The organism is Cyclobacteriaceae bacterium, assembly GCA_025808415.1.
Lineage (GTDB): Bacteria > Bacteroidota > Bacteroidia > Cytophagales > Cyclobacteriaceae > UBA2336.
Map to the genome: position 1 here is coordinate 471,909 of CP075525.1, position 25,393 is coordinate 497,301.

Consider the following 25,393-nt stretch of genomic DNA (forward strand, 5'->3'; position numbering starts at 1 on the left):
CGTTGGTTATAGGTTTAGCAACTTAAATCTATGTACCCACATTCATTTTAAGACCTTTGATTTATGGGAAGATTTGTTTTTAACCTGCTTATTATTCTAATTATAGACACAGTAGCCCCCGCCCAAACCACAATTGATTTTATCTCCAGCTATAACAACCATATAGATCCGTTCGGCAAATTGGACAGCATTAAAATTTTGAAGATGAAAATCATCGCTGAAATAAAATACACGATGAATTCTCAATATGCTGAAATGAAATCGGAGCAGGTGTGCGAATTTTTTGCTGACGCCCCCCGTAAGTGCAGTTATACAAACGGGAAAAAAATAAGTTATTGGGATATGTTTCCTGTTCCAATCGAGTTTAACGGCAATGGAATCAAGCATCAGTTAAATTATGTTTTAAGTGAGGAGTCTATTCCGTGGTTGTTGAAATCTATGACTGATTCAATAGTTGTAATCGAAAAACAGGTTAGTGCTGCTGCGAAGCATATTTTAACTTTTGACAGAAAGTCATTGAATTTATTGCAGCAATCAACTGTGGCTGAAGAACGGGACTACATTGGCTATACCAATTTCATCAGCTACCAAAATATTCATGGTATTGTCGTTCCTAAAGAAGCAGCACTGGAGCTAAAGTTTGCCAATAATGTTGCAACTGCAATAGTGTGTTACGAGGAGGTTGAGTTTCAGTAGTCACAAAAATCAGCCAACAGATTTCTCCATCGGCTGATTGATAGATCCACAATTCCTGCATGCCTGCATTAATCCAAATGAAGGTTAAATTGGGGCCAGAGTTTCTTAACAATTTTTAATAATATTTCTTTCTTTACAAGAAAAAAATCATAAAAATACCCTGATATACAAGGTTTTTTTATAAATTTGCCACCATGCGTCAAGCGTTAAAGGATATGCTGGCCGACTTTCACACCTCTCCTTTACAGGAGGTAACTCCGCGTGAGTTGGAGTTACCACTGAACTCGGGAAAGGCCATATCGCTCATCGGCCCCAGGCGCAGCGGTAAGAGTTTTTACTTTTTTCACCTCATGCATCAACTGGTCAGCAGGGGTGTGCCTAAGACCAATATACTCTACCTGAACTTCGAGGATGAGCGCCTTAACCTGAAAGCAGAAGATCTTGACATCGTATTAAAAGCCTACCATGAGCTTTATCCCGATACGAACTGGAAAGAATGCTATTTCTTTTTCGATGAAATCCAAAACATAACCCATTGGGAAAAATTTGCGCGCAGGTGTTACGACTCCTATACACGCAACCTGTTTCTCACCGGTTCAAACGCCAGGTTGCTAAGCATGGAGATAGCCACAGCTATGCGCGGACGTACGCTAACATTCGAAATATTGCCTCTTTCTTTCCGTGAATATCTATCGTTCAAACAAGTCAATTATTTAAAACAAGATACGGGCACCCAAGCTAAAATCAGCAAGCTGTTTCATACGTACCTGGAAGAAGGCGGATACCCGGAAGTAGTGCTGCTGCCCGATAGCCTTAAAATGCAGGCACTTCAGGAGTATTTTGATGTGATGACGTATCGTGATTTGGTTGAACGATATGCGTTTACCAACCTGCCTGTTGTAAAATATTTCCTGAAAAGATTAGCCAACACTACGGGCTCATACTTGTCGTTGAACAAGCTCTATAACGAACTTCGTTCACAAGGCTATAAACTTGACAAAAATTTCCTGTATGAAGCCAATGAAGCGGCCAAAGCCGTTTACCTGTCGATACCCGTTTCAAAATTTGACTTCTCGGAATTAAAACGCGCTAACAGCGACAAGAAAAACTATTTCATTGACAACGGCTTGCTCAACGCCATCACCTTCAAATTCAGCAAAGATTATGGCAAACTGCTTGAAAACCTCTGCTACCTGGAGTTGAGGCGACAAAAACGGGAAGTATACTACTACAAGGACACCAAAGAGTGCGATTTTGTATTGTTCGAAAAGGAGAAGCCAACACCCCTTCAGGTTTCATACTCCATAACCGACCCGGACACCTATGCGCGCGAGCTTTCCGGATTGTTGCACGCCTGTAAGAAATTGAAATCAAAGAAAGGCGTAATCATATCCACTACCCCCCGGCCTGATGAAAAAATTGACGGAGTTCAGGTTAGCCATGTGGCTGCCCTTGATTTTGTATTCCGAAAGGAGCGTCAATTTTGATTGACTGGAAGTCTGTTGCTTATTCAGCAACGTACTGCAGTTAAAAAGTGGCAATGAGCAGGAGACAATACGTATAAAAAAATCAGCCAACAGATTGCTCCATTGGCTGATTAATTCACTAATGATTGGCTGTTGAATATCAGCCGTTCATCGACAATAAAAACTCCTCATTGTTCCGTGTTCCCTTCATCTTCTGCAGCAGGAATTCCATCGCTTCATTGCTGTTCATGTCGCTCATGAACTTGCGCAGGATCCAAACGCGCTGCAGTTCTTCTTCTTTCATTAATAAGTCTTCACGCCTGGTGCCGGAAGCCGGAACATCAATAGCAGGATATACACGTTTGTTGGAAAGCTTACGATCAAGTTGTAACTCCATATTACCGGTACCTTTAAATTCTTCAAAGATCACTTCATCCATTTTCGAGCCGGTGTCAATCAACGCGGTGGCAATAATAGTGAGCGATCCGCCATTTTCGATGTTACGGGCAGCACCAAAGAAACGCTTGGGTTTATGCAGTGCATTGGCATCCACGCCACCGGAAAGTATTTTACCGGAAGATGGGACCACCGTGTTGTAAGCACGAGCCAGGCGCGTAATGGAGTCTAACAAAATCACCACATCGTGCCCGCACTCTACCATACGCTTGGCTTTTTCCAATACAATACTGGAAACTTTTACGTGGCGCTCGGCTTGTTCGTCAAACGTTGAGGCAATTACTTCTGCTTTTACGTTACGTGCCATGTCGGTTACTTCTTCGGGCCGCTCATCAATCAGCAATACGATCAAATAAACTTCGGGGTGGTTTTCGGCAATGGCATTGGCTATGTTTTGCAACAACACCGTTTTACCGGTTTTAGGTTGGGCCACAATCATACCGCGCTGGCCTTTGCCAATGGGCGCAAACAAATCCAGTATACGCGTAGACATGTTGTCCGGTGTGGTGCTGAGTTTCAGTTTTTCTTCCGGGAAGAGAGGCGTCAGGTATTCAAACGCTACGCGGTCGCGTATTTCTTCGGTGGTTTTACCGTTTACGGATTCAACTTTTAATAGGGCAAAATATTTCTCTCCTTCTTTTGGCGGCCGAATGGTTCCTTTTACCGTGTCACCCGTGCGCAGGCCAAACAGTTTTATTTGTGAAGGCGATACATAAATGTCGTCCGGGCTGGCCAGGTAGTTATAATCGGAGGAGCGCAAAAATCCGTAACCATCCTGCATAATTTCCAGTACACCTTCATTGGCAATCACACCATCGAAGTCGCGTATGTTGGGGCGGTTGGGCTGGTTTCGTTCATCGTCCCTTCTTTCATGGCGGGGCGTATGTTGGTGCCGCTCTTCAACTACCGGAGGAGTTACAGGCTTTTGTTCGGCCGGTTCTTCAAATCCCGGAACGGGGGTGTCCAGGTCAATGCTGATCGAATCGAGTAATTCATCAGTGGAAAGTTCTTTTTCAGGCTTGGGCGTTGGGGCTACATTTTCGCGCCTGCGTGGCCTCAGGTTCCGCCCTTCATTTGCCGGGGCAGCTTTTTTTGTAGCAGGCGATTCCCCGGTGATGGCCTGCTGGTCAAGAATTTTGTAGACCAGGTCCTGCTTGGAAAGTTTTTTGGCGTTTTTCACGCCCATTTGTTCTGCAATTTCTTTCAGTTCAGAAAGAAGTCTGACATTTAGATCGTCAATGGTGTACATGTTAAAAAATGGTGAGTTGTTTTGTTGTTGGTTTGAAATATGTGGGGTCTTAAATCAGGATAATGCTGAAACAGGTTCAATAAAAACACAGGGTCGTTTTAAAATTCAGTAAGGCAAATGCTGTATATATAAAGGGCTTTAGAATGTGCCCGATGATGATGCAAGTATAGGCCAAAATTGATTACAATCAAAAAACAGTAAAGAATTTGTTGGCTTATAATCCGCTTTGGTTCGGTCAAAAACCTAATTTTGCTCTCCATTTTAAACGTAACGGTATGCTTCAGGTATCAGTTTTGCGCGAGGAGCGCGACCATGTAATCAGTGCTCTTGGAAAGCGTGGATTGAAAGATGCAGGCGAGTTGGTTGATAAAGCCATTGCCCTCGACCAATCGCGCAGAGACACGCAAAAGCAAGCGGATGACCTGAAGGCAAGATCGAATGCCGAGGCCAAACGTATTGGCGAACTCATGAAGGCCGGTAAGGCTGAGGAGGCGGCAACCTTACGTGCAGCTATCGCCAGTGAAAAGGAACAACTGAAAAACCTGGAGCAGGAACTTGCCGGCCTTGAGGATGCATTGAAAGTTCATTTGTATAAGATACCCAATGTTCCGGCAGATAAAGTGCCTGCAGGTGTTGGTGCCGATGATAACCTCACCGTGCATTCGCATGGCACCGTTCCAACATTAGGTCCTGATGCATTGCCGCACTGGGAGTTGATCAAGAAATACGATATCATCGATTTTGACCTGGGCATTAAAATAACAGGTGCAGGATTTCCGGTATATAAAGGAAAAGGTGCCAAACTACAGCGCGCCCTTATCAATTTCTTTTTGGATGAGGCTGAGAAAGCTGGCTATCGTGAAATGCTTCCGCCCATTGTAGTGAATGAAGCTTCCGGGTACGGAACCGGTCAGCTACCCGATAAGGAGGGGCAGATGTATTTTGTGCAGGAAGATGGTTTATACCTGATTCCTACGGCTGAAGTTCCCATCACCAACTTGTATCGTGATGTGATTCTTCCAGAAGACCAGTTGCCCGTAAAAAACGTTGGCTACACACCGTGCTTTCGCAGGGAAGCCGGAAGCTGGGGTGCTCATGTGCGCGGGCTGAACCGCTTGCATCAGTTCGACAAAGTGGAGATCGTGCAGATCAGGAAACCGGAAGAGTCGTACCAGGCATTGGAAGAAATGTGTGCCTATGTTCAGGGTTTGCTGGAAAAGCTTGAGTTGCCATACCGCAAACTCTTGCTTTGCGGAGGCGACATGGGCTTTAATTCAGCCATGACTTTCGATATGGAAGTATTTGCCACCGCCCAACAACGTTGGCTGGAGGTAAGTTCGGTCAGCAATTTTGAAGCGTACCAGGCAAACCGGTTAAAACTGCGCATTAAAACGAAAGATGGCAAAACGCTACTGCTGCACACCTTAAATGGCAGTGCGTTGGCATTGCCGCGCATAGTAGCCGGTATTTTGGAAAACAACCAAACCGCTGATGGTATTACTATTCCCAAGGTATTGGTTCCCTATTGCGGGTTTGATAAAATCAGCTAATATGGCCCTGCAAACGTATGAGGTAAGTTTTAAAAGGATTCAATTGAATTTTTGTTGAAAAAACACAGACCTTTGTGCGGTTAATGCGTATATGACCCTACGTAAAGCCATTTTTCTGATACGCCTGTTACTTGTTGTAATCTGTATTCAATTTACAGTGCCCGCTGTGATGGCTTCCCCCTTAACCAATGGAGGGCATTTATCGGGTACGTTTGTTCCGGTGAAGAAGGCTCCCAAGCCACTTAGTGCATCTTCGCTGTTTGAGAAGACTGAGAGCGAAGGAGAGGGTGAACGTTTGAAATTTGAGGCCATTGAATTGGAAGACATATCGGTCTCGAGTTCATTTCGTTCTGAAACCTATCATTCTATCTATTGTATCTGTCCGGCCATTTCCCCGGCTCAGCATCAGCCACTTTTCCGGCTGCATTGCGTTTTCCTGATTTGATTATTATTTCTTGCTTCCTTAGGGATGATTCTGGTGTTTTCGCATCAGGGCACTGGCGTAGTTGAACCTGTTTTTGTTTAACGCCACATTTTACAATTAGAAAAAATATTTCAACTTTTTACATTATTTCAATGAAGAGAATTTGGATTCTCGGTTTGCTGTCAACTTCACTATTTTGGATAGGTTGTCGTCATCATAATCATCAAGAGCACGAAGCTCCTAAATTTACCGTTACCCGATCAGTCAAGAAGGACACTGTCATATTTAAGGAATATGTATGCCAGATAAGGGCCATCCAGCACATCGAACTGCGTGCGCTTGAACGCGGGTACCTGCAAAACATTTATGTAGATGAGGGGCAACTGGTAAAAAAAGGCCAACGGTTGTTTCAAATTATGCCGGTCATATACCAGGCCGAGACACAGAAGGCACAGGCAGAAGTATCGTTTGCCGAAATTGAATACTTAAATACAAAAGCACTGGCCGACAGCAATATTGTTTCGAAGAACGAGCTTGCACTGGCTAAAGCTAAATTAGAAAAGGCACGCGCAGAGTTAACATTGGCGCAAGCGCATTTAGGGTTTACGGAAATCCGCGCACCATTTGACGGAATTGTGGGTCGCTTTAATGATGTGAGGCTGGGTAGCCTGGTTGATGAAGGTGAGTTGCTCACCACACTTTCGGACAACAGCAAAATGTGGGTTTATTTCAATGTGCCGGAGGCAGAGTACCTGGAGTATGCTTCTCTACCCAAATCCGATAGCCTACTGCGGGTAAAGTTGCAACTCGCCAATAACAAATTTTTTCAAGAAGAAGGAATTGTAGAAACCATCGAAGCCGACTTTAATAATGAAACAGGTAACATTGCGTTTAGGGCTACCTTTAAAAACCCGAACGGACTTTTGCGTAGCGGAGAAACCGGAAATATTTTGATGCCGATATACCTCAACGATGTTTTGGTCATTCCCCAAAAAGCAACATTTGAAGTGCTTGATAGAAAATTTGTTTTTGTTGCCGGTGCCGATAGTGTAGTCCGCTCGCGCGAAATCAGGATCGGAGCGGAGATGCCTCACCTATATACTGTTGTTGATGGCTTACAGGAAACCGATATGATTCTGGTTGAAGGTTTACGAAAAGTTAAAAATGGCCAGAAGATCAGCTATGAGTTTCATGATCTTCAAAAATTAGTGGCCGAGTTGCATAACCTTCGCGCTGAGTAATTCCCTAAAGGCAATTCCCATGTTTAGTAAATTTATTCAACGGCCGGTCCTGGCTATTTCATTATCAATAGCGATTGTTTTCTTAGGCATACTGGCGATCAATACGCGGCCCATTTCACAGTTTCCCGATATTGCCCCACCACGTGTAAACATTTTTATTGCTTACCCCGGCTCAAGTGCGCAAGTATTGGTCGAGTCAACATTAATTCCGCTGGAGCGGGCCATCAATGGTGTACAGGGCATGCAATACCTGACATCTGATGCGACAAGTGCAGGGGAAGCCACCATTCAAATAATCTTTGAACCGGGCACTGATCCCAACGCAGCGGTGGTGAATGTTAAAACCCGCGTTGATGCCATTATGAATAATCTTCCGCCATTGGTTCAACGCGAAGGGATCATCATCACACCAATTCAACCCAGCATGTTGATGTACGTTAACCTGTACAGCACCGATAAGAATGCGGATGAGAAATTCCTGTACAACTATGCCAACGTAAGAATCATTCCTGAGCTGCAACGTGTAAGCGGGATGGGGCGCGCACAAATACTGGGCAGCCGCACTTTTGCCATGCGTATTTGGTTAAAGCCTGATCGGATGCGGGCGTACAATGTTTCTACCGAAGAGGTAATGGAAGCCATGCAGGAGCAAAGCATTATCGGCAGGCCCGGAAGGTTAGGCCAGGCCTCGGGCAAAACCGCACAGTCGCTGGAGTATACCCTTACCTATAAAGGCCGGTTTAATAAACCCGAAGAGTACGAGAACATTATTGTTCGGGCAAATCCGGAAGGTGAAATTTTGAAATTAAAAGACATTGCTGAAGTAGAATTAGGCAGTGAATTTTTTGATATCTATTCCAATAAAGATGGATATCCCTCGGCTTCTATCGTACTGAAGCAAAATTTTGGAACGAACGCCAGTGCCGTTATTGCCCGCACCAAAGAAAAGCTGGAAGAACTTCGAAAGGATTTCCCTCCGGGTATGGATTACGAAATCAACTACGATGTTTCCAAATTCGTAAACGCATCCATTGATAAGGTTATGCACACCCTGGCAGAAGCCTTTGTGCTGGTGGCGTTGGTAGTATTTATTTTCCTAGGCGACTGGCGATCAACACTTATTCCCATCATTGCCGTTCCGGTTTCGCTTATTGGGGCTTTTGTGTTTATGCAAATGTTTGGTCTTACCATTAACCTGATTACGCTCTTTGCCTTGGTGCTGGCCATTGGTATTGTGGTAGATGATGCCATTGTTGTTGTTGAAGCGGTTCATGCTAAAATGGAAGAAGAACATCTCTCTCCGTTTAATGCCGTTAAAAAGGTGCTGGGTGAAATCAGTGGTGCCGTTATTGCCATTACACTCATTATGACGGCCGTGTTTGTGCCCATTGCTTTTATGACGGGCCCGGTAGGAGTTTTCTACCGACAGTTTTCAATTACCATGGCCAGTTCCATCATCTTATCGGGTGTGGTTGCCCTTACATTAACCCCTGTACTCTGCGCCATGATTTTAAAAAACAATCATGGTAAACGCAGGCGCAGAACACCTGTAAATCTTTTTATTGATTGGTTTAACAGGAAGTTTGATCAGGGAACAGGCATTTATATCCGTATTCTTAAGTTGATTGTAAGCCGCAGGGTAGTAACGTTTGGCATGCTGGCTGCATTTGCACTTGGCATTTTTGGCATCAATAAAACATTACCGTCCGGCTTTATTCCCAACGAAGATCAAGGCCAGATATATGCCATCATTCAAACACCGCCCGGCAGTACCTTGGAGCGCACCAATGATGTGAGCCGGCAGCTTCAAAAGATTGCCGAGGAAATTGAAGATATTGAATCGGTAACATCGTTGGCCGGATATGAGATTCTTACCGAAGGGCGTGGCTCTAATGCCGGCACGTGTCTTATCAATTTAAAAGATTGGGAACACCGAGAACATTCGGTTAAGGAAATTATAGAAGAACTGGAGGAAGAAACCCACAACCTGGGCGCTGTAATTGAATTCTTCGAACCACCTGCAGTTCCGGGTTATGGTTCATCTGATGGTTTTTCATTGCGTCTGCTGGATAAGAACAGTACCGTAGATTATCATGAATTCGATAAAATCAATACCGAGTTTATGGAAGCACTGCATAAGCGCAAAGAGCTCACAGGCTTGTTTACTTTTTATGCAGCGAATTATCCGCAATACGAATTACTAATCGACAATCAGAAAGCCATGCAAAAGGGAGTTTCCATTGGTACGGCTATGGAAAACCTGAACATTTTAATTGGCAGTACGTACGAACAAGGCTTTACCCGGTTCAATACGTTCTTTAAAGTGTATACACAATCCGGCCCTGAGTATAGAAGGATGCCTTCTGATATCCTCAACCTGTTTGTGAAAAACAACCGCGATGAAATGGTTCCGTACTCATCGTTTGTTGAACTGCGAAAAACACAAGGACCTAACGAGATTACGCGCTTTAACCTGTACACATCATCGGCTATTCGGGGGGTACCCGCCCCCGGCTACACCACTGGCGATGCCATTGATGCCATTAGAGAAGTGGCCGCACAAACACTGCCGAATGGTTATGACATTGCATGGGAAGGATTGTCATACGATGAGGCCCATCGGGGCAATGAGGCGCTTTACATTTTTATTGTTGTGTTAATATTCGTTTACCTCGTGCTCGCATCGCAATACGAAAGTTTCATTATCCCGTTAGCCGTTGTGCTGTCACTTCCAGCGGGTGTATTCGGTTCGTTTCTGTTGCTCAAGGTAATGGGCCTGGCCAACGACATTTATGCACAGATAGGGTTGATCATGCTGGTTGGTTTGTTAGGTAAAAACGCTGTGTTAATTGTTGAATTTGCCGTTCAGAAACACCACCAGGGAGCAACGGTTTTATCGGCAGCTATTGAAGGCGCTAAGGTACGATTCAGGCCCATCTTAATGACTTCGTTCGCATTTATTGCTGGCCTTATTCCATTGGTGCGGGCAACCGGTGCAGGGGCAGTTGGTAATCGCACTATCGGTTCATCCGCTTTGGGAGGTATGTTGCTCGGAACACTTTTCGGAGTGGTGATTGTACCCGGCTTATATTATGTGTTCGGAAAATTGGCGGAAGGAAGAAGATTGATACAAGACGAGGACGAAAACCCGCTTACCGAAGAGTTGGTGGAAAACCGTTCGCGGGCCTCACTCATTAAAAAGATTCAAAACCTTGGTTTGTTATTGAAAGCAGCAAATCGAAAAAGAAACAAAAATGAAAACTAAGATAATAGATAAGAGCTGCATACTCGTTTTGATACTCTTGTCGGTTGTGCGTTGCAAAGCGCCCGACTATGCCGGTAAAACCGTAAATAAAAATGTACCTGAAACGTTTATGACAGCGGCTAAGGATACAGGTACAGTAGCACGCCTGAACTGGCGAACCTACTTTGCTGACCCTAACCTTGTTGCGCTGATTGACACGGCATTAAAAAACAATCAGGAGCTTAACATCCTGTTAATGGAGATTGAGGTGAGTAAAAATGAAGTGAAGGCACGAAAGGGTGAATACCTTCCTTTTGTTCGCTTTCAGGCTGAAGCAGGCCTTGAAAAACCGGCCCGCTACACCCCGGGAGGTGCTGTTGAAGAATCACTGGAGATAAAACCAGGCACTCCTTTTCCCGAACCGTTGCATCAGTATGGCTTTGGCTTGTCCGCTTCCTGGGAATTGGACGTTTGGAAAAAGTTGCGCAATGCCAAAAAAGCTGCCCTTAACCGATACCTGGCTACCATGGAGGCGCGGAATTTTATGGTCACTAACATGGTTGCGGAAATCGCTGAAACATACTATGAATTAATGGCGTTGGATAATCTGCTGAATATTATTCAGCAGAACATTGCCATCCAGACCAATGCGTTGAGTATTGTTGAGCAACAAAAAGCTGCCGCTAAAGTAACGCAACTGGCGGTTAACCGTTTTGAAGCACAACTGCTCAACACTAAAAATCTTCAATACGAAATTCGACAGCGAATTGTTGAAACAGAAAACCGGATTCATTTTCTAACGGGATCTTTCCCGAAAGCCATACGCAGAAATTCTAACGAGTTTTTGGATATACGGGTAGACTCCCTTCAAGTGGGTATACCGGCTCAGTTATTGAAAAACCGGCCTGACATCCGGCAGGCGGAGTTTGAACTTGCTGCGGCACAATTGGATGTTAAAGTGGCTCGTGCCATGTTTTATCCATCATTGGGTGTTGATGCAGGTCTTGGCTTTGCAGCATTTAAACCCACCTATCTCATTAAACCCGAATCGATGCTGTATAATTTTGCCGGTGGGTTAATGGCTCCGGTGCTGAACAGAAATGCCATACAGGCCACATTCAATACGGCAAATGCAAAACAAGTAAAGCAAATTTATCAATATGAGCGGTCGGTGCTTAACGCTTATTTGGAAGTAGCCAACGAACTGTCCAGGCTTCAGAACTACAGTAATTCATTGGATGCAAAAGGTAGGGAAGTTGAGATACTCACGCAATCAGTAACCATTTCAAATAATCTCTTTATGTCAGCCCGGGCCGATTACCTGGAAGTATTGCTGACACAACGCGAAGCGCTTGAGTCGAGAATGGAATTAATTGAGATTAAACGAAAACAGATTGCTGCCAGAATTGGAATCTATAAATCGTTAGGTGGAGGCTGGCAATAGATTTACCGGGTGGATGTGAATGTTCTTAAATTCCTGATCCCTGAATAGAAGAACAATAGACCACAAAGTACTGCCAGCAGTAAAGCGACTGAGGTAATTAATTCATTGTCTTCAGCGAACGAACGCATATAAATTCCCGCCAATGCCCAGGTAACTACTGCGGCAAAGGCGGGCTTTTTAAAGCGCAGGGTAATGTAGAAGGCAAGCAGAAGAGCAACGATCATTACAATTATTGTCCATGTTTCCGAACTGAAAACATAGGACGATGATTTCAATGAAATAAGTGCAGCAGAAATATTGGCAATGGTGGCCACACAGATCCAGGCAAAGTAGATCGTAAAGGGTAAACTGATGAACACACGCTCTGCAGTTGAGCTGAACTTTTCCTGCTGCAGCCTCATAAAAAGTATAGTTAATGTGATCAATAAAAGTATCATGATAAGTACCGATGTCCACACATACAGGTAATGCCACACAATGATCCAGGCCATGTTGAAAATGCTCGAGATGATAAATAACGGTGTAATGCGCCTGTATACGGTTGAAATTAGTACATCATTCAGCCGGAACCATTGCAGCACAACAAACCCGATCAGCAGCAGGTAGATAATACTCCAGATAGAAAAAGTTATGCCTGCAGGGGTAAACAAACTTGGGTATGAGGCAGAGACCTGACCTGTATTCAATCCATTAATGGGGAGGATATTGGCCAATCCATTAACAGCCAAAACACCAGCCAATGCAAGCGTATTGGCCAAGGCTGCAAGCACGGTTGACATACTGTTTTTCATGGAAAATTTTGGGAAAAATCAAGCCTGATGCCTTTTATCAAATATAATAGGGAGTGGTCATGTCTTGCTGTTAACTTGGCATAAAAATTTAAAACCATGAAACAACATGTTTTTCTTTTTATCGTCTTGATTGTGTTGGCGATATCCTGTTCCCAACAAAAGGATCAGCAGACGAGCCTGATTTATCCGGTAACAAAAAAAGTGGATACGGTTGATGTTTATTTTGGAACAAAAGTTCCCGACCCATACCGTTGGCTGGAGAACGATACGGCTAGGGTCACAGCCGAATGGGTTGCTGCGCAGAATGAAGTTACGTTTGGGTACCTGAAAAATATTTCATTTCGCGATGCCGTACGAAAACGCCTGGATGAACTGCAGAATTACGAGAGGATCAGTTCACCGGTGAAGTATGGTGAATACTATTATTATTCAAAAAACAGTGGCTTGCAAAACCACAACGTTCAATACCGAAAGAAGGGGGAAGATGGAGCAGAGGAAGTTTTTCTTGACCCCAATACATTTTCGAAAGATGGTACAACCAGTTTGGCCGGAATGTTTTTTAGTAAAGATGGTTCCTTGCTTACTATTTTAATTCAGGAGGGCGGTTCTGATTGGCGAAAAGCAGTAACCATGAATGCCATTGATAAGACCATTATTGGCGATACACTTTACGATTTAAAATTCACAGGTATTTCCTGGAAAGGAAATGACGGATTCTATTATTCGCGCTATGATAATCCCAAAGGAAACCAACTGTTTTCAAAAGTTAATTTCAACAAAGTTTGCTTTCATAAACTGAACACACCGCAATCATCCGATCAGGTGGTGTACGATGGTGGTGCACAAAGGCCGCAACGCAGGGCTGGTGCATACCTGACGGAAGATGAACGCTTCCTCATCCTTACAACTTCCATTAGCACTACAGGTAATGAATTATACATACGGGACTTAAACAATGCCAAAGGAACTTTTGTGCCGGCTGTTACCAATTTCGACAACAATCACAGCGTGGTAGACAATGATGGTACGCGCCTGATTATCCGAACCAACCTCAATGCACCCAATGGCCGCATTGTTGAAGTGGAAGCCAAAGATCCGAAACCTGAGAACTGGAAAGATATCATTGCTGAGGTTGATGACGCCATGCAGAATGTTAGTGCTGCCGGTCGTAAGCTTTTTGTGAGTTACCTGAAGGATGCAAAGTCACAGATCAAACAATTTAGTAATAAAGGTAAGCTTGAGCGTGAAGTGGAATTACCGGGTATAGGTTCTGCCGGAGGTTTCGGTGGCCGGTGGGAGGATAAGGATGTCTATTATTCGTTCACTTCTTTTATCTATCCGCCCACTATTTTCAAATACGACATTGCTTCCGGAAAATCAACCGAATATCAACGGCCTGATGTTGCGTTTAACCCGGATGACTATGAGACGAGGCAGGTTTTTTATGAAAGTAAGGACGGCACAAAGATTCCGATGTTTATTGTTCATAAGAAGGGAATTCCGCTGGATGGAAAAAATGCTACATGGTTATATGCTTATGGTGGGTTTAATATCAGTTTAACGCCCTCATTCAGCGCCTCCAGAATTGTTTGGCTGGAGAACGGAGGCGTGTTTGCTCAGCCCAACCTGCGGGGCGGGGGAGAGTATGGTGAGCAATGGCATATTGCCGGAACCAAAATGAACAAACAAAATGTTTTTGATGACTTTATAGCAGCAGGTGAGTACCTCATTGCAGAGAAGTACACATCAAGTGAAAAACTTGCCATTGCCGGAGGCTCAAATGGTGGTTTGTTGGTAGGAGCAACCATGACACAGCGTCCCGACCTGGCCAAGGTTGCTTTTCCGGCTGTCGGAGTAATGGATATGCTGCGCTATCACAAGTTTACCGTAGGGGCAGCCTGGGCTTATGATTACGGCACAGCCGATGATTCAAAGGAAATGTTTGAGTATTTAAAAACTTATTCTCCTGTACATGCGCTTAAACCGGGCACCTCTTATCCTGCCACTATGGTAACCACGGCCGATCATGATGATCGGGTTGTGCCTGCGCACTCGTTCAAATTTGCCGCAACCCTGCAGGAGCATCATGCCGGAAATAATCCGGTGCTTATACGGGTTGATGTAAAGTCCGGACACGGTTCATCAAACCTTTCCAAGGCCCTGGATGTTACAGCCGATCAATATGCCTTTGCCTGGTATAACATGGGCATCATACCACCGTTGGCAAAGGGCGATATGTAGTCAATAGATATTTTTATATAACTTCAAGGGCTATCATTATGATAGCCCTTTGTATTTATGACATCAGTTGTTTCTATAAGAAAGGGCGCTAAGGCCGACCTGCCCCGTGTACTTGAGCTAATCAAAGAACTAGCATTGTATGAGAAGGCGCCACACGAAGTGATTAATACCGTTGAGCAAATGGAGCGGGACGGTTTCGGCCCAACGCCAATCTATGGTTTATTTGTAGCCGAAAATGAAAGCGGAGTTGTGGGTATTTCCATTTTTTATTGGCGCTACTCCACGTGGAAGGGCAAGCGACTTTACCTGGAAGATATTGTGGTAACAGAACAAGAGCGCGGCAAAGGCATCGGTAAATTACTGTTTGACAGAACCATGCAACATGCCCTGGATGAAGGTTGCTCCGGTATGATGTGGCAGGTACTGGAATGGAACGAACCGGCCATTAATTTTTATAAGAAATATTATCGTGCGAAGCTGGATGGTGAATGGATAAACTGCAGTTTGGAGCGTGAAGATATTAAGAAATTAATTTCAGCGACATGATCTAATCAAACCTCTTCCAGCAATGTCCTGAAGGCAACATGCTTGTTGCCATATTTCTGTTTGTGTTTTTCGATCAGAGCCGGGGCAAGGTGCTCAAGGTAATGCACTACTTTATCCAACGAGTCGGCAAAATATTGGATGCTGTACGAAACAGATCCATCTTCATTATCGTGCAATACTTTGTAAAACTTATGGCCGATAAACATATTGGTAGCAAGCACATCAGGAATATGCTCATGCTTCATCCAGGCCAGCCATTCTTGCTCTACATCTTTGTCGATGCCTACGGTTACGTTATACAGGTACATGCCCAAAGATAGGCAGCAACAGCAAGACTTAAAATGTACTGATTTTTATTCCGGTAAGTACGGCCTCTGCTTTTCTGCGCATTTCACTTAAATCAATAACGGGCAGGTTGGTTTCTTTCGCCAGTTCATCCCATTTGCGCAACAGCAAACTCAGGTCAAAATACGGATCGCGTTGAAACTGCTCAGCCTCTTTAGCCGTCATCACACCGCCCTGAAGTGCCAGCGTTTGTTTACTGGCCTCGCTCAGGGCCTCATAGTATGAAGGGTATTTATACGTGAGGTAACGCTTGGCTTGCACATGGTTTTCGACAAGCCGGGCTACCCGTTCAGGAAAACCAAGCTCGCGCAAAAAATCGGCCCCGATTTTTTCGTGCGACTTTATGCCATAGCCATTCATGTCATTTTCGGATGTTACTTCAACACAAAGATGCCCGATATCGTGGAAGAAGGCAGCCAGCACCACTTCATCATCAAACCCTTCGTTGATGGCTAATTGAGCTGCCTGCGACATATGTTCCATTTGTGAAACCGGTTCGCCAATGTAATCGGCAGAACCAAACTGTTCATAAAGAGAGAATACTTTTTCAACGCGTTCTTTAATCGTATCCATATAGCAAATGTATGTAACACTAAAGATAGGCTGCGCATATTACGTTTCGGTTAATTCTCCATCGTATAAACATGAAGGTTATTTCATGTGGCAGATAGTGATTTTGGTTTACAGGATTTTACTTTTATTAAAAAAATGGAGATGAGTATTGCTTTAGTAGTTTTCGATTTGGCCGGCACAACCGTGAAGGACGATAAAGACATTCACAAAGTTCTTCGGCAAACATTGGCAGAGCACCATGTTAGTATTAGCCTTGAAGATGCCAATGCGGTAATGGGTATTCCCAAACCTGTAGCCATCAGGCAGTTGTTGGAACAGCGTTACACAGGTAACAAGGCCATAACCGAAGAGTGGATTGACGAAATTCATACAGCTTTTGTAACGCGAATGATTTCGTTTTACAAACACGATACTTCAGTTGGCGAAAAGGATGGCGTAAGTGAGACATTTAGAAAGTTGAAAGAAAGTAAACTAAAGATTGTGGTGGATACCGGGTTCGATCGGCAGATTACCGATCCTTTGCTTGAACGTTTAGGCTGGTTAGAGAATAATTTAATTGATGGCAGCGTTACCAGCGATGAAGTGGAGCGTGGCCGGCCCTACCCCGATATGATTTTCCGTGCCATGGAATTGACCGATGTGAAGGATGTTCAGCAGGTGGCTAAAGTAGGTGATACCGCTTCCGATATTCAGGAAGGCCTTTCGGCCGGATGCAAGTATGTGATTGGAGTTACTACGGGCGCATTTACACATGAACAACTCAAACTGGAAAGACCTACGCACCTGATCGAACGAATTTCCGAATTGCCGGCAATTGTGCTCCACTAGTTTGCATTAATATTACCGTAATGTTATATTCATGTTAACCATCGTTAACATGAAGTGAAGCATTTTTTGTTTTGTTTACTCCTATTCAACAGTGCTCAATCTTTGTCCGCGGGTTTGCAGTGGCATGAAGGTGTAATCGTTTTGCATGACAATCAGGTTTTGGCGGGTAAGCTAAATGTGGAACAAGTTCATGATGTTGTTTTATTTCGACATCGCGATTCATTGAATGTAACCGTGTTGCCGGCCTTCAAAGTAAAGGCAGTCAATTATTATGATGTTGCCAGTAATATCAACAGGCGTTTTATCTCACTGGATCAGCAGAGCGCAGCAAGAACTACTTACCTGTACGAGGTTGTTGTAACCGGAACGGTGAGGGTATTGCGCAGGCTTAATACATATCATTCAGTACCACCGAATGATGACGAGTACATGTACTACTCCATGAAAAATGATGAGTTGGTTGAGCTAAAAAAATTTGGGGGCACCATGTTTACTCACCTGGATGATTTATCGGGCCACCGGCTATCGGTTTACGTTCGCGCCAAAAGGTTTGATCCTTACCAGCTTGCCGATGCCATCCGCATTATTCAGTATTTTAACTCGCTTGAAATTCCTGCAGGGGTGCTTTCCCGAAAGTAGGTTTAGCTTCCGTGCGTTTGTACTTGAAATGAAAATAAAGGAGCGATCCACCAATCAGTAAACTACCAACAATGGAAATATAATAGCCACCTGAAATAAAAAAGCTGAGCCAGCTTAACCTGGCGTATCCAAATTCTTTAAAAAAAAGTATTCCAACACTGGCCAGGTATCCGAAAGAGTCGGACACGTACATAATAAACCCTACCGTGCCGGTATATTTAAAAGTAGCCAGTAGCCGATCAAAGAAAATACTGTTAAAGGGAACATAGCCAAGGTAAAGCCCAAGCCCAATCAAAACCATCCAGGTAAAGGGATCAATAACAGCAAGCTCAAACAAGTAGGTGCTAAAGCCAATCAAGGCCATACCGGTTAGGATAATGAAATGATTGACCATGAGTGCAAGCGCATTATTGCGAATGAGCATAATGCTGCCCATAACAAAAAGCACAGCGAGTGAAATAGGGATTTCGGTTTGTGTAAAAATGGCCGGATTGCCGCTATAGCCTAACGCTCCCCAAAGTTCGGCCGAAAAATTATCCCGAAAATCGCGCAGGGCTGTTAAGAGCATGTAGCTGAGCACAAAAAATATGATGCCCGGTAAAAAAGTGAGCGTAAACATTTTTCGCTCTTGCAAATTCATAGGTTCCCGCTTTGCACGAAGGGATTCATCCAATAATGATGGTGGGGGAATTTTATCCAACAGAAACAAAAATATCAGTAACGGAAGAGTAAAGAGGGCACAGGCAACAAAAGGCATCCATAATTCCGGCACATTTAAATCCCGCATCAGGTAGGCACCCGTAGTGCGGCAGAAGCCGGATGAAAAAATAAAACTCACCGAAAGTGCTGCGCCCAATACTTCTGTCATGCGCCTGCCTTCCAGGAAACTGAAAATCATGCCCCACACCATGCCCAAGGGCAAACCGTTGGTGAACAGGAAAACCAGGTTGTAAGGGGCAGGCGTAAGGGCAAACAGTAACCACGAAACACCCGCCATGGCCACCATGCCCAATATTCCTTTTGTGCGCGCATTTGTTTTTAGTTCACTCACCACTTTTATTCCAATGAATTTTGAAAGTGAGTAACCAACAACCTGAAACGTAACCAGCCAGACTTTATAACTGATTCCCCAATAGGCATGCCCATCGAATGTGGCTACGGAAAATGTTTTTCGGAAGATGTAAACACACGTGTACAACAAGAAGGCTGCCAACGATGCGTAAAGCGTAAACCACACCGGGTGTGCCTGACGCAACCACTTTGTAATGGCATGTTCGTGCAGTTCAGGTTGCATAGCTCGTAAACGTAAAGGCTTGCCAACGGCCTTGTAACAATGCCATGCTTTCGCGATACCCTATTTTAGCCAATGCCTGGATTACCGGCAAGAACTCACGTATAAGTTGATCAGGATGGTGGGCATCGGAATTAATGACTATGGGGATTTTTTTGCTGTGCGCATACGTTAATGCCCACCAACCCGGATAGGGCTCCACGGTTTTCCCCTGGTAGATGCCTCGTGTATTCACTTCCAGAAATGCTCCGTACCGGGCAACCTCATATAGTGTTTGCATAACCTGCTGCCGGTACCAACTGTCCGATTCATCGAACAGTGTTTGGTGTTTATTATGTATTTTGATTTTATCAAGATGCCCGACAATTGTTGGACAATCCTTGCGGATCATATCGCGCGTTAGTTCGAAGTAGCGTGTTACTGCATCCTGAATGTTGTTGTTGAATAGTGTTGAGAGGCCATCGTTAAACATTTCAAAAGTCCCATCAATCTCCCAGGGCTTATGGCTTGGCAACCTATCGACAAAATGAATGGAGCCGATGGTGTAATCGAGTTGTTTACTGAATGTGGTTGGGCCTGTAATGGCAGGAATGTAATCTACCTCCAGGCCGATGTAGAGTTCAAGCTCTTTTAATTGAGACCTTAATTCGTTAAGCTCCTTTAAATACGCGGGTAGTCGTGAAGCCTCCATGCACCATTTACATTCAAAAGGCAATGGCGCATGCGATGATATTCCAAGGCTTGAAAGACCTAAGGTTTCCGCTCGTTCAACATAAGTTTGTGCACGGTCTTTACCATCGCAATAGGTTGTGTGCGTATGAAAATTTGATAACATACTTAATAGTTCCAAGTTTCGTCATAAAATTTCAGCAGTAAAGCCTTTCACACATCCTTAACAAAAAAGTAACAGGCACACGTATAACAGTCAATGCATTTTATAACCTTTACTAAAAGTATTTAATCATCTATGAGTTCAGATCGTGTTGCTGATATCGCTATTGTAGGCGCGGGCATTGCAGGCCTTGCCCATGCTTACATGGCATTGAAAAAGGGCTATCGTGTAGTGTTATTCGAGCGCGACCAGTTTGCTGTGGGTGCTTCGGTGCGCAACTTTGGCTTGGTGTGGCCTATCGGGCAGGAGCCGGGTCTTGGTTTGGAGATGGCTTTGCGCTCACGCCAGCATTGGCTGGACGTTTCATCGCAAGCCGGCTTTTGGTTAAACCCCAACGGATCAATGCATGTTGTTTACCATGATGATGAAGTGGCCGTGCTTGAAGAGTTTATGGATATATATAAAGACACAGCTTTTCAATGCGCGCTGCTTACCCCACAACAAGTATTGGAAAAATCACCGGTGGTCAACTCAAAAAATCTGAAAGCCGGGTTGTGGAGCGCAACCGAAGGAACGGTTTATTCACGTGAGTCTATTCGCAGGATCCCGGAATGGCTGGTGGAGAAATATGGACTCATTATTAAATACGGCCATGCCGTTGTGGAGGTATCGCTTCCGCATATCGTAACGGCACGCGAAACCTGGCATGTTGATAAAGTATTTATTTGCAGCGGTGCCGACTTTGAAACCTTATATCCGGAGGTTTACGACCGGCAGCTTATCACAAAATGTAAATTGCAAATGATGAAGGCTGTACCTGATCGTCCGGTGCAGATTGGCCCCACGTTATGTGCCGGGCTTACGTTACGGCACTATAGTGCTTTTGCAAAATGTAAATCCTTAAAAGAGGTTGACCTTCGGTACGATCGGGAATCCATAATGTATAAAGAGCATGGCATTCATGTGTTGCTGGCCCAAAACCACCTCGGGGAGTTGATTATTGGTGATTCGCACCATTACAACCGAACCGTTGAACCCTTCGATCGCGAAGATGTGAATGAAATAATCTTGGGCTATCTGTCATCTTTTACAAAACTTGGCAGCTTAAGCATAACCGAGCGCTGGCATGGGGTTTACCCCAAATTGCAAGGCGACATAAGCCTTGTTCTTGAACCTGAACCCAACGTAATGATTATTAACGGGCTAGGCGGTGCGGGCATGACCTTAAGCTTTGGTTTGGCCGAGCGGGTGATGAGCACACTATAAAGATTACTTCGGCATGAGGAAATAAACCACCAGCATAACTGCTTTTTCGCCCGATGTATTAATGGGCAAATGCGGAACGGAGGCATCAAAATATAATGAGTCACCTTCTTCCAGCGTAATTTTTTCATTATTGATCTGATAGTCGCAACGACCGGATATCAGGTATTTGAACTCATAGCCATCGGAAGTAGTAGGCCTGCCTTTTGCACCCGGTTTTACGGTAAGCAATACGGCCTCCAGGGTGCAGGTTGAAATATTCTGTGAAAGAATATGCTGGTAATCGAACCCTTCGCGTCCTTCGCGCTCCACCGTTTTGTATTGACTTTTTTGACAACGAGGTAATCTTTTCCATTCAGCAATACCATTTCACTGAAAAATTCTTTCAATGAAATATCCAGTGATTGAATTAAGGTAATGAACACCGGGAGTGAGGGCAGCGTGCGGGAGTTTTCAATTTTGGAGAGCAACCCTTTGCTTACCTTGGTTCGGTTGGCGAGTTGTTGAATAGTCAGGTTTTTCTCGAGGCGTGTTGCCCGTATCTTCTGTGCAATGCGCGATACCACTTCATTGTCGATCATGGAAATAAATCGTTTACTCCTTGTAAACATACCAAAAGGATCGATTCCTCAACAAGGTCGTTAAATTGTCCGTTTGCTGTGTTAAAACAAGGTTAAGCCCTATTCATTCTTGTTGCTTGACAATCAATGCAGTTTCATTAAAGTAAACCTGATTCATTAACTGATTTTTCATTTTGCAACACAAAGATTAATGCAGTGGTAACTGCGTACTAAACTCCACGTCAAGTGCTTTGTCAACCTTTGATGCAACGATTTGATAAAGGTCAATCCTTTATCGAAGGATTACACTAAACCAAAAAACTTTATGAAAAAAACTCTACTAAGGAACAAGAATTCTTTAGCAACCCAAGTGATACGGGGATTACTAATACCCTTATTGCTGGTAATCGTAACATCTGCCATGGCGCAGAACGTTGTTTCCGGCCGTGTTACCTCCGGTGAAGACGGAGCGGGCATGCCCGGTGTAAATATTCTGGTGAAAGGTAGTTCGCAAGGAACCATCACCGATGTAAACGGGGAATATGCCTTGACCATTCCATCACCTTCGTCCACGCTGGTCTTTTCATTTGTGGGATTTATCACACAGGAAGTTAGTGTGGATGGCCGATCTAATGTAAATGTTGTTTTGGCCACCGATGCCCGTCAACTTTCAGAAGTGGTGGTAACGGCCCTGGGTGTAGAAAAGGATAAGAAGGCTGTCGGCTATGCCCTGCAGTCGGTTTCGGGCGAGAGCCTGACTATGGCACGTGAAACCAATATGGTTAACCAACTGGCAGGGAAAATTGCCGGAGTTACGGTTGTAGGCAGCCCATCCGGTATTGGTGGTTCAGCGCGGGTAACCATTCGTGGTGAGCGTTCCGTTGATTTGAATAAGAACCAGCCGCTCTATGTAATTGATGGCGTACCGATCAGCAACGGTATAACGGGTGCATCAGGAAGAGGAAATCTTGAGGTTGACTTTGGCAACGGTGCCAGTTTCATCAACCCTGACGATATTGAAACACTCACCGTTTTGAAAGGTGGCGCGGCCACCGCCCTTTACGGTTCGCGTGCAGCTAACGGTGTAATCGTGATCACCACAAAATCGGGCAGGGGAAGCAAAGGGATTGGAGTAGAGATAAACTCAAACACAACATTTGAAAGTGTTTTGCGCTTACCGGAATATCAAAATGTATACGGCCAGGGAAATGGTAACGGTGGTGATTTTGCCTTTGTTAACGGTGCAGGTGGAGGACTAACCGATGGTACAGATGAAAGCTGGGGCCCTGCCTTTACAGGTCAAAATTATCCGCAGTTTAATTCGCCCCGTTCTTTAAATGGTCAGCCTATTCCCTTCCGTGGTGGCGATTTGAATGCACCGGCAGGAAGTGTAATTACACCAACGCCCTGGTTGAACGATAAGGATGGGGTAAAGAACTTCTTCCAAACCGGCCGCACCATTACCAACAATGTGGCCCTGGTGGGCAGCAACAAAAACGGTGACTTTCGCTTGTCCTATACCGGTGTTGACCAAACCGGTACGGTGCCCAATACCGACCTTCGCAGGAATACCGTTTCGCTTAGCGGTGGTTATAACTTAACCGATAAGTTTTCGGCACGCGCTTTTGTGAGTTACATCGAGAGCGAGAGTGACAACCGTCCTTCCATTAGCTACGGTACTGAAAATATCATGTACTTGTTCAATTGCTGGTTGCCCCGCTCTGTGAGCATGGAGGACCTGAAGAATTACTGGATGCCAGGATTGCAAGGGAGGAGACAATTCGGTTGGAACTACAACTACCACGATAATCCCTTTTTCACGGTATATGAAAACACCAATGGCCAATACTACGACCGTATTGTTGGCAACATGTCTGTTAAATATGATTTCACCTCATGGTTAAGCCTTCAATTGCGCACGGCTACCGACTATTCCAGCGAGCGCAGGCAATACAGAAGGGCTTTTAGCACACAGCGTTTTCCGTTTGGCCAGTACCGTGAAGCAAAAATTGTTACCGAAGAGCGTAACTCTGATTTTCTGTTAACCTTCAATAAGGAAATTGTTCAGTCCTTGTTTACCCTCACGGCCTCGGTTGGTGGAAATCAATTGCGCCAAAAGTCAGAATTTCTGGAAGTGAATGCCCCGCAATTAAATCTTCCGGGCATTTACAACCTCACAAATTTCCGTGCCCCGTTACAAACGGCACAAACCGATGTGGCCAAGCGCATCAATAGTTTGTATGGAACAGCGCAGGTAGGGTATAAAAACATTTTATTCCTTGACTTAACGGCACGTAACGATTGGTCCAGTGCACTTACGTTGCCCCAGGCCATTAAAGATGCCGGTATAGGTTCTGAAGATAACGCCTATTTCTATTCATCAGCTGCTTTGAGTGCGGTGCTTTCCGATATGATCGAGCTCCCGCAAGTAATTTCTTTTGCCAAGCTTCGCACCAGTGTTGCACAAGTAGGTAATGATACCGATGCCTTTACGTTCACCCAGTCATTTAATCCCAGCGACCCGTTTGGCAACAGCCAGGTGTATGGCGAAACGGACCGTCTGGCCAATTTTAGTTTAAAACCTGAAATCAGCACGGCTTATGAGGCGGGTATTGACCTGATGTTTTTTAACAGACGGATTGGTTTGGATTTAACCTACTATCAATCGCTTACCCGTAACCAGATCCTGAATATCCCTTTATCGATAACTTCTGGCTACAATAGCCGCTCCATCAATGCCGGTGAGATCAAAAACTATGGTGTGGAAGTAATGCTGAATACCATCCCGGTAAAACTCAACAACGGTTTCCAATGGAATCTCGACATCAACTGGTCGGCTAACCGCAGTAAAGTTGTTTCACTTTCTGACGGCCTCGATAACTTCGTTATGGCCAACCGCAGGGTTACCATTGAGGCACGTGTTGGCGAGCGCATGGGCGATATGTATGGAATAGGCTTTGCCCGTGTGCAGAGTGCTGACCCGACAAAACCCTACTATGATGCCACCGGGCAATTCACCGGTCAAATGGTATTCAACAGCCAAGGCAGGCCCATTGCAACAACTGATCGTATTAAGCTGGGCAACTATAATCCGGATTGGTTGGCAGGTATCAACAACACCCTTTCGTATAAAAATGTACGCTTAAGCTTCCTGTTTGATGTGCGCCAGGGAGGAACCGTTTATTCCGAAACACAAACCGTTGGCCGTGAAGGTGGTATTATTATCGAAACACTTGAAGGAAGGGAAAATGGGTATTATCCCCAGGCTTCTGTTCAGGCCGATCCTCAATTGTTAAATGCACCTGCAGGCACTTATGTAGTAGGCCAGGGCGTTGTGCAAAATCAGGATGGAACATTCCGCGTAAACGATATACGGGTGTTGCCCCGCCAGTGGCACACCGCATGGACCGGTGGCCGCAGGATTGCCGAGGGCGTAGTGTATGATGCTTCATTCGTAAAACTCCGTGAAGTTCAAATCGGGTATACTATACCGGATAAGGTATTTGGTAAACTTCCTTTCCGGAGTGTTTCGGTTGCTTTGGTGGGAAGGAACCTGGCATTATGGACCAAAGTTCCGCATATCGATCCGGAAGTGATGTCATACACGGGTGGTACTGCTTTGCCCGGTATAGAGTTTATGTCCATACCGTCATCGCGCAGCTATGGGTTTAATATTGGTTTAAGATTCTAAACCTCAACATTTACTTACGATCA

At 44.7% G+C, this 25,393-nt stretch carries 21 protein-coding genes; 13 read left to right on the forward strand and 8 right to left on the reverse strand.

Going from position 1 to position 25,393, the window contains the following annotated elements; translation table 11 throughout:
* Nucleotides 1-204 precede the first annotated feature (204 nt).
* Together KIT51_02150 and KIT51_02155 are read left to right on the forward strand one after the other, a co-directional pair.
* Nucleotides 205-696, forward strand: a complete 492-nt coding sequence (locus KIT51_02150; protein ID UYN87101.1) for a hypothetical protein — start codon at nucleotides 205-207, stop codon at nucleotides 694-696.
* Between the two features lie 194 nt (nucleotides 697-890).
* Complete coding sequence (locus KIT51_02155; protein ID UYN87102.1) at nucleotides 891-2,183, forward strand: ATP-binding protein; 1,293 nt, start codon at nucleotides 891-893, stop codon at nucleotides 2,181-2,183.
* Nucleotides 2,184-2,322: 139 nt separating this feature from the next.
* On the opposite strand, the gene rho is transcribed toward KIT51_02155, so the two are convergent.
* On the reverse strand, nucleotides 2,323-3,867 hold the full coding sequence (gene rho / locus KIT51_02160) for a transcription termination factor Rho (GenBank protein ID UYN87103.1): 1,545 nt from the start codon (nucleotides 3,865-3,867) through the stop codon (nucleotides 2,323-2,325).
* 275 nt (nucleotides 3,868-4,142) lie between these two features.
* Here rho and serS point away from each other — a divergent pair, with 275 nt between their 5' ends.
* The 5 genes from serS (at nucleotide 4,143) to KIT51_02185 (ending at nucleotide 11,770) form a co-directional block, all read left to right on the forward strand.
* Nucleotides 4,143-5,417, forward strand: coding sequence for a serine--tRNA ligase (gene serS / locus KIT51_02165; GenBank protein ID UYN87104.1), 1,275 nt, complete (start codon nucleotides 4,143-4,145; stop codon nucleotides 5,415-5,417).
* Nucleotides 5,418-5,508: 91 nt separating this feature from the next.
* A complete protein-coding gene (locus tag KIT51_02170) occupies nucleotides 5,509-5,862 on the forward strand; it encodes a hypothetical protein (GenBank protein UYN87105.1) in 354 nt (117 codons plus the stop codon).
* A gap of 131 nt (nucleotides 5,863-5,993) precedes the next feature.
* Nucleotides 5,994-7,082, forward strand: a complete 1,089-nt coding sequence (locus KIT51_02175; GenBank protein UYN87106.1) for an efflux RND transporter periplasmic adaptor subunit — start codon at nucleotides 5,994-5,996, stop codon at nucleotides 7,080-7,082.
* Nucleotides 7,083-7,101: 19 nt separating this feature from the next.
* Nucleotides 7,102-10,347, forward strand: coding sequence for an efflux RND transporter permease subunit (locus KIT51_02180; GenBank protein UYN87107.1), 3,246 nt, complete (start codon nucleotides 7,102-7,104; stop codon nucleotides 10,345-10,347).
* A complete protein-coding gene (locus tag KIT51_02185) occupies nucleotides 10,337-11,770 on the forward strand; it encodes an efflux transporter outer membrane subunit (protein ID UYN87108.1) in 1,434 nt (477 codons plus the stop codon). Before KIT51_02180 ends, KIT51_02185 begins: the two co-directional genes overlap by 11 nt.
* A 2-nt stretch (nucleotides 11,771-11,772) precedes the next feature.
* Here the strand turns inward: KIT51_02185 and KIT51_02190 are convergent, their stop codons facing one another.
* Entirely contained in the window at nucleotides 11,773-12,561 is a 789-nt protein-coding gene (locus KIT51_02190; GenBank protein ID UYN87109.1) for a tryptophan-rich sensory protein, read from the reverse strand.
* Between the two features lie 96 nt (nucleotides 12,562-12,657).
* Between KIT51_02190 and KIT51_02195 the strand changes: the two genes are divergently transcribed.
* Together KIT51_02195 and KIT51_02200 are read left to right on the forward strand one after the other, a co-directional pair.
* Entirely contained in the window at nucleotides 12,658-14,802 is a 2,145-nt protein-coding gene (locus KIT51_02195; protein UYN87110.1) for a S9 family peptidase, read from the forward strand.
* Between the two features lie 57 nt (nucleotides 14,803-14,859).
* Complete coding sequence (locus KIT51_02200) at nucleotides 14,860-15,348, forward strand: GNAT family N-acetyltransferase (GenBank protein ID UYN87111.1); 489 nt, start codon at nucleotides 14,860-14,862, stop codon at nucleotides 15,346-15,348.
* 5 nt (nucleotides 15,349-15,353) lie between these two features.
* Here the strand turns inward: KIT51_02200 and KIT51_02205 are convergent, their stop codons facing one another.
* Both KIT51_02205 and KIT51_02210 read right to left on the reverse strand, forming a co-directional pair.
* Nucleotides 15,354-15,656, reverse strand: coding sequence for a DUF4286 family protein (locus KIT51_02205; GenBank protein UYN87112.1), 303 nt, complete (start codon nucleotides 15,654-15,656; stop codon nucleotides 15,354-15,356).
* A gap of 28 nt (nucleotides 15,657-15,684) precedes the next feature.
* A complete protein-coding gene (locus KIT51_02210; protein UYN87113.1) occupies nucleotides 15,685-16,266 on the reverse strand; it encodes an HD domain-containing protein in 582 nt (193 codons plus the stop codon).
* Between the two features lie 141 nt (nucleotides 16,267-16,407).
* On the opposite strand from KIT51_02210, the gene KIT51_02215 reads away from it, so the two are divergent.
* Together KIT51_02215 and KIT51_02220 are read left to right on the forward strand one after the other, a co-directional pair.
* Complete coding sequence (locus tag KIT51_02215) at nucleotides 16,408-17,094, forward strand: HAD hydrolase-like protein (protein UYN87114.1); 687 nt, start codon at nucleotides 16,408-16,410, stop codon at nucleotides 17,092-17,094.
* Nucleotides 17,095-17,208: 114 nt separating this feature from the next.
* The gene (locus KIT51_02220) at nucleotides 17,209-17,733 is read left to right on the forward strand and encodes a hypothetical protein (GenBank protein UYN87115.1); all 525 of its coding nucleotides are present in this window, start codon (nucleotides 17,209-17,211) and stop codon (nucleotides 17,731-17,733) included.
* On the opposite strand, the gene KIT51_02225 is transcribed toward KIT51_02220, so the two are convergent.
* Entirely contained in the window at nucleotides 17,690-19,000 is a 1,311-nt protein-coding gene (locus KIT51_02225) for a hypothetical protein (GenBank protein UYN88473.1), read from the reverse strand. The genes KIT51_02220 and KIT51_02225 overlap by 44 nt on opposite strands.
* A 16-nt stretch (nucleotides 19,001-19,016) precedes the next feature.
* Nucleotides 19,017-19,859 carry a histidinol-phosphatase gene (locus KIT51_02230; GenBank protein UYN87116.1) on the reverse strand — a complete coding sequence of 281 codons (843 nt, stop codon included), beginning with the start codon at nucleotides 19,857-19,859 and terminating at the stop codon, nucleotides 19,017-19,019.
* A 132-nt stretch (nucleotides 19,860-19,991) separates the two neighbouring features.
* Here KIT51_02230 and KIT51_02235 point away from each other — a divergent pair, with 132 nt between their 5' ends.
* On the forward strand, nucleotides 19,992-21,122 hold the full coding sequence (locus tag KIT51_02235) for a TIGR03364 family FAD-dependent oxidoreductase (GenBank protein ID UYN87117.1): 1,131 nt from the start codon (nucleotides 19,992-19,994) through the stop codon (nucleotides 21,120-21,122).
* A 3-nt stretch (nucleotides 21,123-21,125) separates the two neighbouring features.
* On the opposite strand, the gene KIT51_02240 is transcribed toward KIT51_02235, so the two are convergent.
* Entirely contained in the window at nucleotides 21,126-21,350 is a 225-nt protein-coding gene (locus KIT51_02240) for a cupin domain-containing protein (protein UYN87118.1), read from the reverse strand.
* The gene (locus KIT51_02245; GenBank protein UYN87119.1) at nucleotides 21,338-21,730 is read right to left on the reverse strand and encodes a helix-turn-helix transcriptional regulator; all 393 of its coding nucleotides are present in this window, start codon (nucleotides 21,728-21,730) and stop codon (nucleotides 21,338-21,340) included. The genes KIT51_02240 and KIT51_02245 overlap by 13 nt, the downstream gene beginning before the upstream one ends.
* Nucleotides 21,731-22,004: 274 nt before the next feature.
* On the opposite strand from KIT51_02245, the gene KIT51_02250 reads away from it, so the two are divergent.
* Nucleotides 22,005-25,370: a SusC/RagA family TonB-linked outer membrane protein gene (locus KIT51_02250; protein UYN87120.1), complete on the forward strand. Its 3,366-nt coding sequence runs from the start codon at nucleotides 22,005-22,007 to the stop codon at nucleotides 25,368-25,370.
* Nucleotides 25,371-25,393 lie beyond the last annotated feature (23 nt).